Source organism: Allorhizobium pseudoryzae (assembly GCF_011046245.1).
In the GTDB taxonomy this organism is placed as follows: Bacteria; Pseudomonadota; Alphaproteobacteria; order Rhizobiales; family Rhizobiaceae; genus Neorhizobium; species Neorhizobium pseudoryzae.
Window position 1 is genome coordinate 186,725 of the sequence record NZ_CP049244.1, and the last position, 17,808, is coordinate 204,532.

Below are 17,808 nucleotides of genomic sequence, written 5' to 3' on the forward strand. Positions count from 1 at the left end.
ATGCGGCGGCGCGATCTGCTCCTCGGAACGTCCGCGACACTTGCGGTTGGCGCAGTACCACGCGTGACGCAGGCACAGCCGCTGTCCTGGCATATCCAGCGCGGCGTCAACCTGTGGCCATGGTTCTCGCTGACCCGCGAGTTTCCGGCGCCGCGGCGGGATTACGACTGGCCGCCGTTCCAGACGCAAAGACCGGTCCCGACAAAGCAGGATCTCCAGAGGCTCAAGGCTGTCGGCTTCGATTTCGTTCGCCTTCCGATCGATCCCGGTCCTTTTGTGGCGTTTACCGGCGAGAGACGGAGGCAACTGATCGCTACCTTGAGTGCGGCCGTATCTGACATCCTCTCGGCGGGCCTCACGCTCGTCTTGAACGTGCAGACAAACGAAGCGACGCACTACTGGAATTCTCGCGTCCTGACCGCCAGCCGGTCCGCCGCCGAGTTTCCCGCCTATTTGAAACTGATCGGTGATGTCGCAGAAATGCTTGCCGCATTTCCATCGGACCGGGTAGCGCTTGAGCCCGTCAATGAACCGCCACAGGCCTGTGGCGCGCCGGAATGGGTGGCGGTTCAGCGGGCTCTCCTGACGACGGCGCGGACACGCGCGCCAAACCTGACGCTGGTCGCGACCGGCAGTTGCGGCAGCATGGTGTCCGGTTTGACGGCGCTCGATCCACGCCCGTTCGAAGTGCTGGCTCCGATCATCTACACCTTCCATTTCTACGAACCCTACCTGTTTTCTCATCAGGGGGCGCCGTGGATGGGCGAGCCGGTTTACCGCGCCCTGAACGACGTGCCCTGGCCGGGCGATGCCGGTTCGCTGGAGAAGACGCTGGCGGCCGTCCGCAAACGGATGCGCTCCGATGACCGCCCGCAGGACATCAAGGCCGCCGCCTATGCCGAAACGGAAAAAGTGCTGAAGGTCTATTTCGATGCGGCGCCTGCCCGTCCCTTCGTCGATTCCTACCTGCAGCAGGTCGCGGACTGGGGCAGCCATTACGGCATTGCCCCTTCCCGCATCCTGATGGGCGAGTTCGGAGCCCTCCGCAGCGATCATCGTTACGTGGCTTCCGGCGCAAGAGATCGTGCGCGATACATTGAGGATGTGCGCAAAAGTGCCGAATCCTTCGGTTTCCCCTGGGCCTTCTGGAACCTGTTCGACGGCATGGGCATCGTGACAGATGATGTCAGCCGTCGTTTCGATACGCCGATCCTGCAGGCCTTGGGGGTTCAAGCCCCCTGATGCTCACCGCCGCCGGAGGGTCGCGGGATGATAGAAGCACAGGATCATCACGCAGAACTTGGTCATCATCGTCGTTTTGGACGCAATGCTCTCCGCCGTGTTGATCAGGAGGATCCAGACGATCATGGGAAGCCAGACGCCGACAATCGACACCTTGGCCACTTCGTGCATGAAGAGCCCAAAGCCGACGGCCAAGAGCAGGGTCACGAACGCCCCCTGGTAGAGCGTCATGCGGACGATCGGGTTTTCGATCCCCCATTCAAGACCATAGATGCGCCGCCAGCTGTCCAGCACCTCAAGGTCCGGGCCGATGATGATCTGGCTCAGCGAAAAATGATCGAAGAGCTCGAACATCACGATGCGCGCATTGGCACTCCCACCATCCGACACGAAGCGGCTCGCCATCGCGTCGAAGAACCCCTGTGAAATCAAGATCGCCAACGCTACGGGTGCGAGACCCGCAAAAAGAATTGCGATCGCTGCAGCCAGCAGGCTCACCTTGCCCCGGCGGAGATAGAGAAAGGTCGTGCGCACGCCGTAGATGCCGCCTAAGAGCAGCGTCAGCACAAAGGCCGTCCGGCCACCGAAGGCGACGAGGGCAGCCAGTTGCAGCCCCAACATGGCTATGCGACGGGCTTGCGGCAGATCCTTCGCGCCGCTCATCAATGACAGGACATAGGTTGAGGTGACGGCGGCGTTGATCAGCGGGTGCCCCTGAAATGCCGAGGGCCGGAGGTCCGTTTCGAACGCCTGACCGTCGAAACGGAAGGGAAACAGAAGGTTCTTGGTGGCAAACTCGTAGAGGCACAGCAGCGCGTTGGCGGCCATGATCACATGCATCAGCACGCGCAGACGCGCCATCAGCCGTTCATCGGCGTCCGACAGGATCAGTACCAGACAGCAGCAGCCGACATAGGTATCGATCAGACCCGCCATGTTCGGGCGCCCGCGCAGGACGACGGAGAGAAACACCAGGACCGTGATTGCGAGCAATAGCATGGTCGCCGGACGCTGCGCGTTCAGGTGGGCGAGATAACTCAAGGGATTGCCGGTTGCGACGCACCGCCAGCCAAACACCAGCAGGGTCAGATAGGTCGCCGGATGGATTTTGGTGACGGAACTGCCCGACAATCCATCGTAATTGTATCCCAGCACCCACAGGATGCCGCCGGACAGCAGAAACAGTGCCAGGAAGATCAGGACGACACCGAAGCGGCTGAGGCCATCCAGGCTGAAACGTCCGGCGCGTTCGCGATAAGAGAATGCCGACGAGGAGGAGACGCTGACGGCCATGGTGGAATTCAGTTCCTCATGGATCGGTCGACCAGAAGCACGCCGGAAAGCCTCTGGCCCATGAGTTCCGCCGCCTGCCGAACGTCTGCAACATCCCTGAGCGATGTCTGGTTCTTTTCGGCGACCAGGATGACGTGATCGACGGATGCCACAAGCGGCGCCGTGCGCAGGTTCTCCGACAGGATGCCGCCATCGATGATGATGAGATCGAACATCCGGTGCGCCTGGGCGAGCATGGCCACCGCGTGTTCGCGACCCTGCGCCTCGCGCAGCACTTTCCGGCTTCGGCCACGCCGCATGTAGGCGATGTTCTGGCCGAACTGGAAATGCATGGCATCGGTGAAGGAGCATTCGCCGGCAAGTACATCGAGCAGGCCGCGGTCGCTCGATGCTTTCTGATCCATGTTCGCGTCGATGACCAGCACACGTTCGCCACGACCCGTTGCATGGACGCTGAGAAGGCTGACGATGCGCAGCCGCTCGCTCGTATCCCGCTCACAGGAGGTGATGATCAGGCTGGCAGTGGAATTCTTGCCGACGGATGAATGGTCGTTTTCCAGGATGCGGCGGAGCGCCAGGCCGATGGCGCCATCCAGGCGCGGGCTGATCAGGGGCTCGCCCTCGTCCTCCTCGGATGCCGAAGCAGGGCGGCGAAATGGGAAACGACCAAGCCAGCTGTGGCTGCGTCTTTCCCCGGGGATGATGCCGACCACGGGTGCCTTCAGGACCGATTGGGCCTGTGACGGGGAAAGGAGTGTCGGGGCCAGCAGTTCCGCGATCAGCGCCAGGCCTGCTCCGAGACCAAGCCCTCCGAACACGGCGCCGGCGAGGAGCAACGGCACGGGAGGCCAGCTCTTCTTCTGCGGCGGCAGGGCTTCGGTAATGATGCGCGCATTGGCATTGTTGATCGTCACCTGCTCGCGGGTTTCCTGCGCACGGGTCAGGAAGGCCTCGTAGACGGTGCGGACCGAATCGAGATCACGTTGCAGTTCGCTGAGACGGACGGAGGCCTGCGATTTCGAGTTCAACTCGCCCTCGAGCCCCGCCACCTTCGTTGCCAGCGCCTGTTCGTTGGCGAACGCGCGCTGGTATTCGGTATTGACCGAGGCGGCAATGCGGTCGAGTTCGCGGGTGATCAGTTGCTGGATATTGGCAAGCTGCGACTGGATCGTGATCATCTGGGGATGCGAGGGACCAAGCTGCGCACGAAGGCTTGTGGCGCGTTCCTCGAGAACGGCCTCCTGATTGCGCAACTGCGTGATGACGGCCGACTGGATCGCTTCAGAGGTCGCACCGCTCTGCAGGCCAGTCTGCCGCTGCGCACGGATCTGATCCACCTGGGATTTCAGCGCTGCCGTGCGTCCGCGAGCGGTCGTCAGCTGATTGTTGAGATCCGTCATCTCCTGTTCGCTGACAAGGCGCCCCGACGCCATCGTCAGATTGTTCTGGCGCCTGTATTCCTCGACGGCGTTCGCCGCGGACTGAACCTGGCCGCGCAGTTCTTCCAACCGCGCGGTCAGTGCACCGGATGTATTCTCCGCCGTCTGGGAACGCGCCATGGCCTGATCGTCGAGGTAGGCCTGGGCGACGGCATTCGCGAGACGCGCCGATTTCGTTGCGCTCGTCGAAGTCATCGTCACGCTGATGACCAGAACCTTGTCGGCCCGCTTGACGGACAGACGCTTGCGCAGCGCGTCGATGGTGCGGACGAGCGCGGTCTCCTCGCTATTGGCTGAATCGCCACCCAAAAGACGGGTGAGAAGCCCCTGGCGGTTGAATTCCGGGTCCTTCGTCAGTTCGGTCGCCTGGACAGCGCGGGTGAGGACCCCTGTCGACTGGACGACGCTGACCTGGCTTTCCACCTGGGTAATGCCGCCATCGGCCGCGACCGAGTTGGGATAAAGATCGTTGGTCACCACCTGCAGATCACGTGGATCGATCAGGATTTCTGCGGTTGCGGAATAGAGCGGCGAAGTGAGCAGGCTGTAGATCAGGGCCAAAAGCGTGAGAACGGCGGCGGTTCCCACAACCAGTCGGCGCCGATGGAGCAGGATCTCCTTCAGGTCGCTCAGTTCCACGAGGCCGTTGCCATCGCGGTTTTCCTGCGCCTGGGGAGTGCCCGGTGCGATCTGGAATGTGTTTGCCATCTACCCATCTACCGTGCACATCGTCGGGTCGTTACCTACTTATCGATGAAATTTCTGAACAAATCATTGTCCTTGCATTGTTGATGTCCTGAAGCAGGACGGTATCGGCCACCAGGAGACCGCGGACGCAAGTCGACCCGTTGTGTTCTATTCCGGACGAGCGCTTGACATCGGCCGGCAACCAACCCCGTATCCATGGCTGCGCACATTGCGGCAGGACTGCATACGGGAGGAAAGCATGGCATTCACTCATTTCAATCTGGCGGGACGCCGGGCACTGATCACGGGTTCGTCCCAGGGGATCGGCTTTTCGCTTGCCAAGGGACTGGCCGAGGCCGGGGCATCCGTCGTCCTCAACGGGCGTGACGCGGCGAAGCTGAAGGCAGCGGCCGAGGCCATCCCGGGCGCGGAGGTCCTCGCCTTCGACGCGACTGATCACGAGGCGGTGCGAACCGCGGTCGATGGTTTCGAAGCATCCGGCAAGGCGATCGACATTCTCGTCAACAATGCCGGCATGCAGCATCGCGGACCGCTGGAGGACTTTCCGGCAGATGCTTTCGAACGCCTGCTGCAGACCAATGTCGCCAGCGTCTTCCACGTCGGCCAGGCGGTTGCCCGCCATATGATCGGCCGGGGCCGTGGCAAGATCATCAACATCGCCAGCGTCCAGACGGCGCTTGCCCGCCCCTCCATCGCACCCTACACGGCAACCAAGGGCGCCGTCGGCAATCTGACGAAGGGCATGGCGACGGACTGGGCGAAATACGGGCTAAACTGCAACGCCATTGCCCCCGGCTATTTCGAAACGCCACTGAATGCCGCCCTGATGGCGGATCCGGCGTTTAACGGATGGCTGGAAAAGCGCACGCCAGCGGGGCGCTGGGGCAAAGTGGAGGAGTTGCAGGGCGCCTGTATTTTTCTCGCCTCAGATGCCGCAAGCTTCGTCAACGGCCATATCCTGTACGTGGACGGCGGGATCACCGCATCGCTGTAACATGGCATGCGCGCCCGGACGTTTTCTGTTCGGGCGCGCTGATCCGTCACGCAGAGGAGCGAAGCCTGCTTTCCACCAGAAGGCCGCTTTCGTCCAGGATGGGATGGGCAACGGAGATGACGTGGGCGTTGATGCGCTTCAGGTCGCGCAGCAGATCGAGATGCAGCGAACTGGTCTGCAGGCTCTCCAGCAAACCCTCCTGGAGACGTCTCAGATGCCGTTCGGAGGATTCCTTTTCCATCCGCCGCACCTCCACCTTCACCTCCATCATCTGACGGGCCAGGCCCTGATCACGCGTGACGAAGATCGTCTGGGCAACCCTTAGATTGTCGACCGTCAGGTCCATCAACCGCGTCAGTTCCGCATAGCCTTCCTCCGAAAAGGTCAGGCCGAGCGAGATCTTCTTGGTCAGTTGCGGCACGAGCCCCTTTTCGATGATGTCGCCGATATGTTCGAGGTTGATCGCGTAGTCGATGATGTGGATCGAGCGCCGGCTCTCGTCTTCGCCCAGGCCAATGCGGGCAAGCCGCGAGAGATAGACCTTCACCTCCTGCTGCAACATATCGACCCGCCGTTCCAGCTGGGCGATTTCGGCCAGCGGTGTCAACTCGTTGGTGCGGAAGGCTTCCGATGTTCGGGCAAGCATCCGTTCGATCAGGTCGCCAACGCCCAAAACCTCACGCGTGGCATTGGTCAGCGCCATCAGCGGTGACGACAGTTCGTCACGATCGAGATATTTCGGGGCGAATTCGGCCTTCGTCGCCGTCGGGATGAGGCGCGCCATGGAGGTGGAGAGGAGCGATGACAGCGGCCAGGCGACGACGGAAAGGCCGATGTTGAACGCGAGATGCACATCGACAGGCAGCATGTGGCCAGGCGTCGGGATCATCGCCAGATATTCACCGAGATAGGCGGCGAAGGGAAGCACCAGCAGGCAGCCAGCGCCACGGACAATCAGGTTGCCCAGTGTCACGCGCCGCGCGGAGGCATCCGCTCCCAGCGAGGCGATGAACGGCGGGATCGCGCCGCCCAGGTTTGCTCCCAGCACCAGAACCACGGTCAGGTCATTCGGTATGGCACCGCTTGCCGCAATCGACAGGATGAGGATAACGGCCGCAAGGCTGGAGGACGACAGAAACGCGATGGCGGCCGTGAGAGCGAAGGCGACAGGCCAGGCATTCTGCAGCAGACCGATGAAAGCCAGTAGTGCGCTCGACTGGCGCAGCGGTTCGGTGGCCGCCGTCATCAGATGCAGGGAGAGGAGCATGATGCCGATGCCGAGCAATGCCAGGCCCAGCCCCTGCCGGTTCGAGGACTTGCTGCGGTGAAACAGGATGCCGATCAGGATAAGGACCGGGGAAAGCCAGCTGATGCCGGAGCCGACGATCCAAGCGGTGACAGCTGTTCCGACATTGGCGCCCAGAAGCACGATCTGCGCCATGCGCGGCTTAATGAAATCCCGCTCGACAAAGGATGCCGTCATCAAGGCGGTCGCCGTGGAACTCTGCAGCGCGATGGTGGCAAGGAAGCCGGATACGAAGGAACGAGGCCCTGACCGTGTCCCGGTGGAGAGGCCGGTTCTCAACCGGGCGCCGAACGCGCGCGACACACCGTCCTTGACCTGCGCCAGGCCGAACAGCAGCAAGGCCACAGCGCCAAAGAGATTGATCATCACGGCAGTCGAATTCATAAAGCAGGGATCTCCCAAGGGTTCGTGACGCGGTCAAGGGAGCAGCGCCATTGCTCGACTTCATCCGCCGGTCAGGAGTGGTCGTGGCGCCGCAACCGGCGTCCGTCGTCCCCAAAACACCGGGCTTAGCCACAGAGTTGCACATCGACCGGAAGGAACGGGATCCTCAAGCTCGGAAAACGGCGCATCATGCCTGGAGATTACACCACGAAGACCGGCTTGCACAGCTGTTCAAAAGCGACACGCGCTGATCTCGACGGGATGCAACATCGGTGGTCAAGGGCTGCGCGTCCCTCGGAGCAAATCCTACCGGGAATGAGAGAGGATGACATCCAAGAAGGCTTCGCCGAAACGTTCAAGTTTCGACGGGCCGATGCCTGGAATATCCAGCATCTCGTCATTGTCGGTCGGTCTTTCGGTTGCCAGCGCCACGAGCGTCGTATCGGCGAAGACGACATAGGGCGGCACGCCGAGCTCCTTGGCAATCTCTGTGCGCACGCCGCGCAAGGCCTGGAAAAGCTCAAGATCGGCGCCTTCCAGTCCCGCCTTGGCGCTGCCCGCCGCTGGTGAGGTGCGACGCGATGCCTTGCCGGTGGTGGGCCTGTCCTTGCGGAAGCGCACCTCCCGTTCCCGCTTGAAGACTGCCCTTGCCTCCGGCTCGATCTTCAGGGCGCCGTAGGCTGCGTGATCGACCGACACCAGCCCCGCCGCCAGCATCTGGCGGTAGACAGATTGCCATGTCTTTGCGGGCAGATCTTTTCCCGCGCCGAAGACCGGCATGCCGACATGGCCGGCGCGCTCCGTCTTTTCGTTCTCATTGCCCAGCAGCACATCCACCAGGTGACCCGTGCCAAAGCGTTCTCCCGTACGGTAGACCGCCGCCAGCGCCTTAATGGCTGCCTCGGTCCCGTCCCAGGTCTCCACCGGCTTGAGGCAGGTGTCGCAATTGCCGCAGGCGCCGCCATGGGCTTCGCCGAAATGCTTGAGAATGGCCTGCCGGCGGCAGCCTGCGGTTTCGCAGATCGCCAATAGCGCGTTCAGCTTGGCCCGTTCGACCCGTTTGATGTCGGGCGTCGCATTGCCCTCGTCGATCATCCGCCCGCGCTGGATGACATCGGCCATGCCATACGCCATCCATACTTCGGAGGGCAGGCCGTCGCGCCCGGCGCGGCCGGTCTCCTGGTAATAGGCCTCCACCGAACCCGGCAGATCGAGATGCGCCACATAGCGCACGTTCGGCTTGTCGATCCCCATGCCGAAGGCGACGGTCGCGACAAGGCAAAGCTCGTCTTCCTTGAGGAACGCATCCTGATGCCGGTCGCGGATCTCCCGCTCCATACCGGCGTGATAGGCGAGTGCGCGAATACCTTGCGCGTTCAACCATTCGGCCGTGTCCTCTACCTTGGCGCGCGACAGGCAGTAGACGATGCCGCTCGAACCCTTGTGGCGGGCAAGAAAACGCAGCAATTGCTGGCGCGGCTGGTCTCTCTCGACGATTTCATACCCGATGTTCGGCCGGTCGAAGGAGGTGGTAAAGACTGCAGCCGCCTGCAGCCTCAGCTTGTCGATGATGTCTTCGCGGGTGTGTGGATCGGCGGTCGCCGTCAGGGCCAGGCGCGGCACGCCGGGATAATCTTCCGCAAGACGCCCGAGTTCGTGGTATTCGGGGCGGAAATCATGGCCCCACTGGGATACGCAGTGGGCTTCATCGATGGCAAACAGCGCAATGCGGGCGCTGCCGATCAGGTCCCGGAATGCCGGGGTTACGATTCGCTCCGGCGTGACATAGAGCAGATCCAGTTCCCCCTGCTGCACGGCCCGGCGAACCTCGACAAACTCGTCCCGCGACAGGGACGAATTGAGGGCGGCGGCGCGCACGCCAAGCTGTTTCAGTGCCTCCACCTGATCGCGCATCAAGGCAATGAGCGGCGAGACGACAATGCCGATGCCCTCCCGGCACAGCGCCGGGATCTGGAAACAAAGCGATTTTCCGGCCCCTGTTGGAAACAGCACGACGGCATCGCCACCCTTTATCACCTGATCGACGACCTCCTCCTGCCGTCCGCGGAAAGCGGAATAGCCATAGATTTGCTTCAGCACGGAACGCGGGCTTCGGAGTGCTGCATCGGCAAACAGCGCTTCGGTCGGAGATGTCATCTGCGGCATGGATTCGGCTCGAAAGGATCAAAAGTCTTCTATGGCACGGATCAGCCCGCCATTGCGAGAGCAGCGCCGCATCGAGCATGGCTTCCCAGCCGCTAGCAGGACCATCGTCCTTCGGCGGCATCGCCACATCTGACGTTTCTGGCCCCGATCCGTTCGAACAGATCGGACAACGTGATGCCAACAGACAGCCGGCAGATCATCCATGGAACGGGGACCGTGACCTTGCAAAGCCGCGCTCACCCGTTGATCTGACCCGCAAGACATCCGCCGACATGCTAAAGCCGATCATGCCGTTTCGTTTCGAATGCCCACGGCATGGCACGCCGCAAGCCCAAACTGCCCGAAGAGATCCTTTCCGCCGGTGGCAAACCAGGGATCGGCTCAACACCGGCTGCATTTTTGCCACGCAGCGTCTTCGATCTGGAAAAGACGCGATTCAGCCTCTTCACCCACGCCTCGTCCAGTCGGCTGACCGGACGCATAAGAAGCGCGAGAAGACCTGTGGACACGACAAATGCCGCGGCGATGCCCAGCACATTGTTGCCCAGGAGAAGGATCACCAGGCTCGCGACAGAGCCCTGCAGCGGCACGTGCAGAATATACATTGCAAACGAATGGCGGGCCAGAAACCGCGATGGAGCGGATTGATAGACGCTGGAGAGACCCATGGCGCGCGTGCCCATGAGCAAGAGCATCGCGCCGAGGCCATGGATGAACCAGTCAGCCCGTAGGATCTGCCGCGCGGCCCATTCATCCGCCAGCCAGGCTTGCGGGAAGGATTGGTTGGTCGAACCCAGAACGAGGCCGACCAGGATGAGAGCCAGGCCCCCGGATTTGCCGAGGCGGTGGAGGAGAGGAAACCCGTATTTGGTCAGATAAACGGTTGCAACGCAGATGGCGCAGAGCGGATGAACTTTGAGAGCCGCATAGGCAAGCAGTGCGGCGATGGCACCATCCAAGAGGGCTCTCGGCCTGCTGCCAAGCAGCGCGGCGGTGATCAGAGCAAGGATGCTCCCCAAAAGCTCGTACTTCATGGTCCAAAGGACCGAGTTATATTGACTGATACCCCGGACGAAGAGCGACAGCACGTCCAGCGCAGCGCCCGGCAGGGTGGGATAAGGCCACGGTTCCCACAGCTTCACGCCGCCGCTACGCTCCAGCCAGGACGAGCCTGTGAGGCCCGCCGCTTCGCTGTTGAACATCCACCCGCAGAAAAACAGAGCCGCAGGCAGCGCCGTCCCAATGATCGTCAGGGGCAGAAGCCTCGGAAACCGCTTGATAACGCCGATAGCAGCCCGGCGAGGATCGGATTGGCGGACAAGATTCGAGGTCAAGACGAAACTCGACAACACGAAAAAGACCGAAACCAGAAAAGGTCCGTTGAAAGCGGCCAGCAGCACGGGACGATCGACCGAGACGAGGGAGGCTCCGAAGCCGCCGGACGGTGCTGCGGGAAGGAAACCATACAGGAAGTGGTAAACGACCACGCCGGCGGCGGCGACGCCACGCAGGAAATCCGCATCCTCGAAACGCTGTTTGCCATCCGTTTTCAAAGGCCGCTCCGCTTGCTGCTGCAGATACCTGCATCCGTTCGCTTGGGGGTGCCCCTTTGGACGAGCCATGTGGCGAGAGTTTGAATCGTCCGTGAGAAAACTTGGCTTCACACGAGCCGTTGTCCCGGAAAAACGAGCTGCCGACGCCCCGGCAGCACATCACATCCCTCCCCGTGCTAGCGCCGCTGTCGAACGCCGAACCTCCTTCGGCAGCGGCGCAAAGGCCTCAGACGTGCTTCATGTGAATGGCGAGCAATTCTTCGAATGAGGACCGGTTTGCCGCCAGCACCGGATGCCCCTCGAGCAAAGCGGGGCCTGTGGCGGGGAACGGTTGCGTGACGCCGCCGGCCTCGCGCACCAGGCAGAAACCGGCCATGCAGTCCCAGGCTCGCATATAGGGCTCGTAGTAGCCAACCAGCCGGCCGGCCGCGACGTAGGCAAGCATCAGCGCGCCTGATCCGTTGCGGATGAAGTTGCCGCCGCGCTGCATGAGATCGGTGATGATCGCGCCGAAGCGCTCGGGCGTAACATAACTGTTGCAGCCAACCCCCGTTAAAGCGTTCTGCAGATTGCGGGCAGGATCGAGACGCAGCGGCTTGTCGTTGAGCGTTGCCCCCAGTCCGTGCGCCGAGGCATAAAGCTCATCGGAGCACGGGACGTGAATGACGCCGACGACCGGCTCGCCATCGCGCACGATCGCCACCGATACACACCAGGTCGGCATGCCGTTGACGAATGGTGCGGTCCCGTCGATCGGATCGACGACCCAGGTGAAGCCCGAGGAACCTTCGTCATGGCCGAACTCCTCTCCGAGGAAGCCATCGGTGGCATAGATTTCGGCGACCCGCTCCTTGAGGAAGGTTTCGACATTGCGATCGGCGATGGAGACGACGTCCTGCAGATCGCGCTTCGTCTCGATCACCAGCGTCTCGCGCCGATTGAAATAGTCGAGCGCCATGGCCCCCGCTTCGGCCGCCAGCGTCTTGGCCAGTGCAAACCGGTTGGCGAGTGCCGTATCATTCACTGTCATATTCCTTTTCCTTTAAATCGTACTGGGATTTTCAGCCGCGGATCAACGCAATGCCGCGGTTCTTGAACGCAAGCGTGACGTCATCAGCAGCGGCATGCGCGTGATCGACGTCATGATCAATGACAAAAAGCGTGCCCACATCCGTCTCCACCTCGTATTCGACATGGCCTCCGAGATAGGCGGAGTGCAGGACGCGCCCCTTCAAGCCCTCCATGCCGGCAGCACTGATCTTGATTGCTCCTGGTCTGACCGCGAGCTTGGCCGGCCCAGGCCCAACCTTCGAACGCAGGCGATGCTGCAGATTGCTCACCTGGACCAGAACTTCGTCGTCATCAGCGTGCATGACTTCGCATGGCAGCACATTCGCCTCGCCCATGAAATCGGCGATGAAGGACGAGGCCGGCGCTTCGTAGAGTTCGCGCGGCGCACCCGACTGGGCGATCGCGCCATCCTTCATCACGATGATGCGGTCGGAAACGGCCAGCGCCTCATCCTGGTCATGGGTTACATACACAGCGGTGAATCCAAGGCGTTGCTGCAGGTCCCGGATCTCCGTTCGCACCCGACGCCTCAGTCTGGCATCAAGGTTGGAGAGCGGCTCGTCGAGCAGAAGCACTTGCGGCTCCAGAACCAGGGCCCGCGCGACGGCGACGCGCTGCTGTTGTCCGCCGGAGAGTTCTGCCGGAAGGCGGTGGCCCATGCCGGCAAGACCGACCAGCTTCAGCCCCTCCTCCGCCTTTTCGCGCGCTTCCTTCTTGCCAAGACCCGAGGATTGCAGGCCGTAGGCAACGTTTTCGAGCGAGGTCATGTGCGGAAAGAGGGCATAGGACTGGAAGACCATCGAGACATCGCGCTCATTGGCGGGAAGCATGGTCACGTCCTTGCCCCCGAGCAGGATGCGCCCGGATGTCGGATGCTCGAGCCCGGCCAGCATGCGCAATGTCGTCGTCTTGCCGCAGCCGGAGGGACCGAGCAGGGTCACCAATGTACCGGGCTCGATTGTCAGTGAAAGATCGGCAATGGCTGTAAAGGCACCGAAGGTCTTGCGGACATTCTGAAAGGTGACGGACCCGGCTTTGACGGTGATCATGCAGTTTTCTCCTGACCGAGAGGAACGGGACGGGTGTTGCCGAGACCGGCGACACGGTTTTCGCGGCGCAGCTTGCGTTCGCCGACGAGGAGCTGGAAGCCGCCGATGACGCTGATCATTACGACGATCAGCATCGAGGAGTAGGCGATGGCCACGCCGTATTCGCCATTTTCCACGAGACCGACGATGTAGGAGGTCGCCATGTTGTACTGCGCGCTGACGAGGAAGATGACCGCGCTGATCGAGGTGATGGCACGAACGAAGGAATAGACGAGCGCCGCGGTGATTGCCGGCCGCAACAGCGGCAGGATGATCTTGCGCACGGTGCGGAAGCTGTTCGCCCTCAGCGTCAGCGAGGCCTCATCCAGGCTCTTGTCGAGCTGGCTCATCGCGGCGATCCCGCCCCGCACACCGACCGGCATGTTGCGGAAGACGAAGCAAGCGATCAGGATCAGAGCCGTGCCGGTCATTTCGAGCGGCGGCAGGTTGAAGGCCATGATGTAGCTGACGCCGATGACCGTGCCCGGAATGGCGAAACTCATCATCAGCGCGAATTCGAACAGGTTGCGACCCGCAAACTTCTGCCGCACGATGATGTATGCGGTCAGCAGGCCGACGGCTGCCGTGAGGGGCGCGGAAATGAGCGCGATCTCCATGGTCGTCCAGAAGGAGTTCCACGCGACACCCGTCCAGGCGATCGAACCGTTCTGGATGCTGACCGAAAAGGCACGGGCGTAGTGATCGAGCGTCAGCGTGTTGTCGAGGCCCCAGGTGGTGACGAAACCGCCGAACAGGATCATGCCATAGACGACGACGGTAAAGATCATCCACGGGATGACGATGGCATGCACGCCGATCGACAGCCCGCGCGGCAGGGCGATGTGGGCACCGCTGTCTCCCTTGCCGGTGACCGTCGCAAAGTTCTTGCCCGAGAGCCAGACGCGTTGTGCCAGGAAGGCCGACAGCGTGAAGACGAGCAGAACGAGTGCCAGAACGGCGGCACGTGATGGATCATTCTGGGAGCCGACCACGGCAAAGAAGATTTCGGTCGAGAGCACGCCATTGCTGCCGCCAAGCACCAGCGGATTGCCGAAATCGGCCATGCTCTCGATGAAACCGATCAGGAAGGCATTGGCGAGGCCCGGCTTCATCAGAGGCAGCGAGACCCGCCAGAAGGTGCGCCAGCGGTCCGCCCGCAGCGTCTGTGATGCCTCTTCCATCGACGGGCTGACCCCCTCGACGACGCCAATCAGGACCAAAAACGAGATCGGCGTGAAGGAGAGGACCTGCGCAATCCAGATGCCGGTCAGGCCGTAGAGCCAGCGGCCGGGTTCGATGCCAAACAGGCTGGACAGGCTTTCGGTGACCACGCCGGCGCGACCGAAGAGCAGCACGAGCGCAAGGCCGATGACGAAGGGCGGCGTGATGATCGGCAGGACGGTCAGGACACGCAGGCCCTTCTTGAAGGGAAAGCGGGTGCGCGTCGCCACCAGTGCGAAGGCCAGCCCCAGCAGGGTGGAGGCGCTGGCCGTCATCATCGCCAGGGTGAAGGTGCGCCAGGCAACGCCGCAGCGCCCGTCACCGATCACGCAGCTCAGGCTCCAGATGCCGGGATCCTGCAGGTTGCGGATGAACCCATCGGGTTTGAACGAACCGTCAAAATCCTGGACCGCAGCGACAAGCATGCTGCCGATTGGATAGAAAACGAAGACGAAGACCAGAAACACCAGGATCGAGATGGAACCGACGACGAAAGCATCGCCTTTCATTACGCCGCGCTCAACGAGTCCGAAGGCAAACATCAGCACGAAGAAGATGGCGGTCGACACCGCACCGGCGCCCATGGAGGGCTGCCCGTCGGCAAGCGAGCCAAAGAGGTTCTCGCTGATCGCCCAGGTCCAGCCGGTAAAGCCGATCGCAAGTCCCTGCAGGCAGAGGTAGACAAGGCCCGCTGCACCGGCTGCGGCAAAGAGAGCGCCACGCCGCATCGGATCGGCCATGAAGCGTGCCGCAAGACCAAGTCCGAAGAAGAGGACGACGCCGATCAGCCAGATGCGCCCGTGCATGGCAAGCTGCAGCACGCCGGGCGCCGTCTCCGCGGTGAAGGGAAAACCGTTCAGCCAGGTCAGGCTGAAGAAGCCGGCTTCCAGCCTGTACCAGGGTAAAAGGAGGAAGGACGCGACGGCCAGAGCCAGCAACAGGTCCAGTCTGCGGTTGCCATGTCTCATGGTCGACCTCATTCATAGATGTCCGTTCGAAAGGGAGGGGCCGGCAACCCTCAGGCTGCCGACCGGTCGCGGCAAAGATCACCGGGCGATGGCGCCGATCTCACGATCCCAGCGTTCCAGCAGTGCCTTGCGCTTGGCAGGGTCGCCGAAGGTCTTGAAGTCGTAGTCGATCAGCTTGATGTCTTCGAACCGCGGCGCTTCCTTCGGAATTTCCGCGCTCTTGTTCGACGGCAGCTGGAAGGACTTGGCGTCCTTCATGCGAGACTGGACTTCCGGCTTCAGTGACCAGTCGTACCAGGCCTTGGCATTCTCCATGTTGCGGGCACCCTTGACGATCGACATGGAGCCGATCTCGTAGCCGGTCCCTTCGCACGGTGCGATCGACTTGACCGGGAAGCCTTCGGCCGTCTGGGCGACCGCATCATGCATGAAGACGATACCCAGCCCGGTCTCGCCGCGTGCGGCCGCCTTGACCGGCGCCGAGCCGGACTTGGTGTACTGCGACACGTTGACGTTGAGCGCCTTCAGATAGTCGAAGGCCTTGTCTTCGCCCATGATCTGAACAAGCGAGGCAAGGGCGGTATAGGCGGTGCCGGACGAGTTCGGGTTGGCGATCTGGATCTCGCCCTTCAGCTCCGGCGCGAGGAGATCAGCCCAGCAGGCCGGCTCCTTGTAGCCCTTCTGCTTGAAGATATCCGTGTTGTATCCCCAGCCAAGGGCACCGGCGTAGACGCCGACGGTCTTGAAGCCCGAGCTCTCGGCCTGGCTCTTGGCCCAGTTTTGAAGCTGGTCGAGCATCGGCGACTTGTATTCAGCCGTCAGCCCCTCGGAAGCGGCCTGCAGATGGGGATCGCCTGTGCCGGCCCACCAGAGGTCGGTCTTCGGATTGCGGGCTTCGGCGCGGATCTTGGCATAGGCCTCGCCGGAAGACATCCGCACCATGTTGACCTTGATGTCATGGGATTTCTCGAAATCGCCCTTCATCTGCTCGCAGATCACCACGTCTGCCGCGCAAATGAGGTTGAGTTCGCCGGCGGCAAGTGCCGAGCCTGCGCTCAAGCTGGTTCCGGCAAAAAGAAGCGTGGAAAGCACTGTCAGTCGCATGGGTATCCTCCTGTTTTTTGCGTCTGATGGTCATCGAAGAAAATGGACAAACCTTCGGCGGCGGTGCCAAAAGGGCACCGGGTCGGTGGGTCGTCCGGTCGTGGCAAAGTCAGTGTGTCGGGTTGATGTCCGTGTCGAAGCGGCTCAGCAGCCGACTTCGTTGTTCCGGTGAGCCGAATGTCGCGAAGTCATAATCGACCATCTTGATCATCGAGATATCGGGGGCGGCGAGCGGCAGTACGGCCTTGGCGTTGGACGGCACCTGGTTCTGGCCGGCAGCCGCACCCGTCGCCTGGCCTTCGGGGCTCAGGGCAAAATCGACGAAGCGGCGCGCTTCTTCCAGATTGCGGGCACCCTTGACGATACTGACCGCACCGATCTCGTAGCCGGTGCCCTCACAAGGCGCGACGATGACAAGCGGCGCGCCTGCCTCTTTCTGAGTGACGGCGTCATGCAGGAAGGAGATGCCGACCGTGATTTCCCCCCTGCCTGCCGCCTTGACCGGTTCGGCACCAGCCTTGGTGTATTCGACGATGTTCCGGCCAAGCTCCGCCATATAGGCAAAGGCCTCGTCCTCGCCCAGCAACTGCACCAATGTGACGAGCGTGGTAAAGGCGGTTCCGGAGGAGTGCGGATTGCCAGACAGGATATGGCCCCGATAGATCGGCTTGGAGAGATCCTTCCAGCAGTTCGGCGCCGGCAATCCCGCCGCAGAGAGGAGGTTTCTATTGTAGGCAAACCCGAGGGCGCCGGCGTAAAGGCCAATGGATGTGCCGCCGGACAGGGAAAAGAAATTGCGCGCCCAGGGCAGGAGATTGGCTTCCTGTTTCGGGCGATACGGCTCCAGCAACCCTTCGTAAGCCGCCTGCAGATGCGTGATCCCGGTTCCGCCCCACCAGACATCAACGGTCGGGGCGTCCTTGTCGGCCCGGACCCGGTCGAGGATCTCGCCGGTGCTCATGCGCGGCATGTTGACCTCAAGCCCGGTCTTGGCTTCGTAGGTCTTTTCCATCACCGCACACCAGACCTCGTCGACGCCGCACAAAACGTTCAGCGTGTTGGAAGCGTGGCACGTCGTGATCGCGGCGAAAGTTCCGAGAACCCCCGCGCCGATGGCAGTCAGCAACCTCACAATCGTCCTCCCTTGGAACCTCCCCGTTCCAATGTTCGAACCATGTCGATAACGGCGTCGGCTCGCAATCAAAGAATGGTTACCGATCTTTCAACAGGCTTGCACGCGCTGTTTCAGAGATTGCAAATGTTACAATTGT

The 17,808-nt window shown here is 61.9% G+C and carries 12 protein-coding genes; 2 read left to right on the plus strand and 10 right to left on the minus strand.

What is annotated here, in order from left to right:
- Entirely contained in the window at nucleotides 1-1,242 is a 1,242-nt protein-coding gene (locus tag G6N78_RS19870; RefSeq protein WP_165222938.1) for a glycoside hydrolase family 5 protein, read from the plus strand.
- A gap of 3 nt (nucleotides 1,243-1,245) precedes the next feature.
- On the opposite strand, the gene G6N78_RS19875 is transcribed toward G6N78_RS19870, so the two are convergent.
- Both G6N78_RS19875 and G6N78_RS19880 read right to left on the minus strand, forming a co-directional pair.
- Nucleotides 1,246-2,535 carry a VpsF family polysaccharide biosynthesis protein gene (locus G6N78_RS19875; RefSeq protein WP_165222941.1) on the minus strand — a complete coding sequence of 430 codons (1,290 nt, stop codon included), beginning with the start codon at nucleotides 2,533-2,535 and terminating at the stop codon, nucleotides 1,246-1,248.
- Nucleotides 2,536-2,543: 8 nt separating this feature from the next.
- A complete protein-coding gene (locus G6N78_RS19880) occupies nucleotides 2,544-4,682 on the minus strand; it encodes a GumC family protein (RefSeq protein WP_165222944.1) in 2,139 nt (712 codons plus the stop codon).
- A 238-nt stretch (nucleotides 4,683-4,920) separates the two neighbouring features.
- Here G6N78_RS19880 and G6N78_RS19885 point away from each other — a divergent pair, with 238 nt between their 5' ends.
- Nucleotides 4,921-5,676: an SDR family oxidoreductase gene (locus G6N78_RS19885; RefSeq protein WP_165222947.1), complete on the plus strand. Its 756-nt coding sequence runs from the start codon at nucleotides 4,921-4,923 to the stop codon at nucleotides 5,674-5,676.
- Between the two features lie 46 nt (nucleotides 5,677-5,722).
- On the opposite strand, the gene G6N78_RS19890 is transcribed toward G6N78_RS19885, so the two are convergent.
- From G6N78_RS19890 to G6N78_RS19925, 8 genes are all read right to left on the minus strand, one after another.
- On the minus strand, nucleotides 5,723-7,366 hold the full coding sequence (locus tag G6N78_RS19890; protein ID WP_165222950.1) for a Na/Pi cotransporter family protein: 1,644 nt from the start codon (nucleotides 7,364-7,366) through the stop codon (nucleotides 5,723-5,725).
- A gap of 306 nt (nucleotides 7,367-7,672) precedes the next feature.
- Entirely contained in the window at nucleotides 7,673-9,532 is a 1,860-nt protein-coding gene (gene recQ, locus G6N78_RS19895; RefSeq protein WP_165222953.1) for a DNA helicase RecQ, read from the minus strand.
- Nucleotides 9,533-9,807: 275 nt separating this feature from the next.
- Nucleotides 9,808-11,196 carry an acyltransferase family protein gene (locus G6N78_RS19900; RefSeq protein ID WP_165222956.1) on the minus strand — a complete coding sequence of 463 codons (1,389 nt, stop codon included), beginning with the start codon at nucleotides 11,194-11,196 and terminating at the stop codon, nucleotides 9,808-9,810.
- 115 nt (nucleotides 11,197-11,311) lie between these two features.
- Nucleotides 11,312-12,115 carry an inositol monophosphatase family protein gene (locus tag G6N78_RS19905; protein ID WP_165222959.1) on the minus strand — a complete coding sequence of 268 codons (804 nt, stop codon included), beginning with the start codon at nucleotides 12,113-12,115 and terminating at the stop codon, nucleotides 11,312-11,314.
- A 31-nt stretch (nucleotides 12,116-12,146) separates the two neighbouring features.
- Nucleotides 12,147-13,205: an ABC transporter ATP-binding protein gene (locus G6N78_RS19910; protein ID WP_165222962.1), complete on the minus strand. Its 1,059-nt coding sequence runs from the start codon at nucleotides 13,203-13,205 to the stop codon at nucleotides 12,147-12,149.
- A complete protein-coding gene (locus G6N78_RS19915) occupies nucleotides 13,202-15,433 on the minus strand; it encodes an ABC transporter permease (protein WP_165222965.1) in 2,232 nt (743 codons plus the stop codon). The genes G6N78_RS19910 and G6N78_RS19915 overlap by 4 nt, the downstream gene beginning before the upstream one ends.
- Before the next feature lie 78 nt (nucleotides 15,434-15,511).
- The gene (locus tag G6N78_RS19920; RefSeq protein WP_165222967.1) at nucleotides 15,512-16,537 is read right to left on the minus strand and encodes an ABC transporter substrate-binding protein; all 1,026 of its coding nucleotides are present in this window, start codon (nucleotides 16,535-16,537) and stop codon (nucleotides 15,512-15,514) included.
- A gap of 109 nt (nucleotides 16,538-16,646) precedes the next feature.
- Nucleotides 16,647-17,669 carry an ABC transporter substrate-binding protein gene (locus G6N78_RS19925; protein WP_370691540.1) on the minus strand — a complete coding sequence of 341 codons (1,023 nt, stop codon included), beginning with the start codon at nucleotides 17,667-17,669 and terminating at the stop codon, nucleotides 16,647-16,649.
- Nucleotides 17,670-17,808 lie beyond the last annotated feature (139 nt).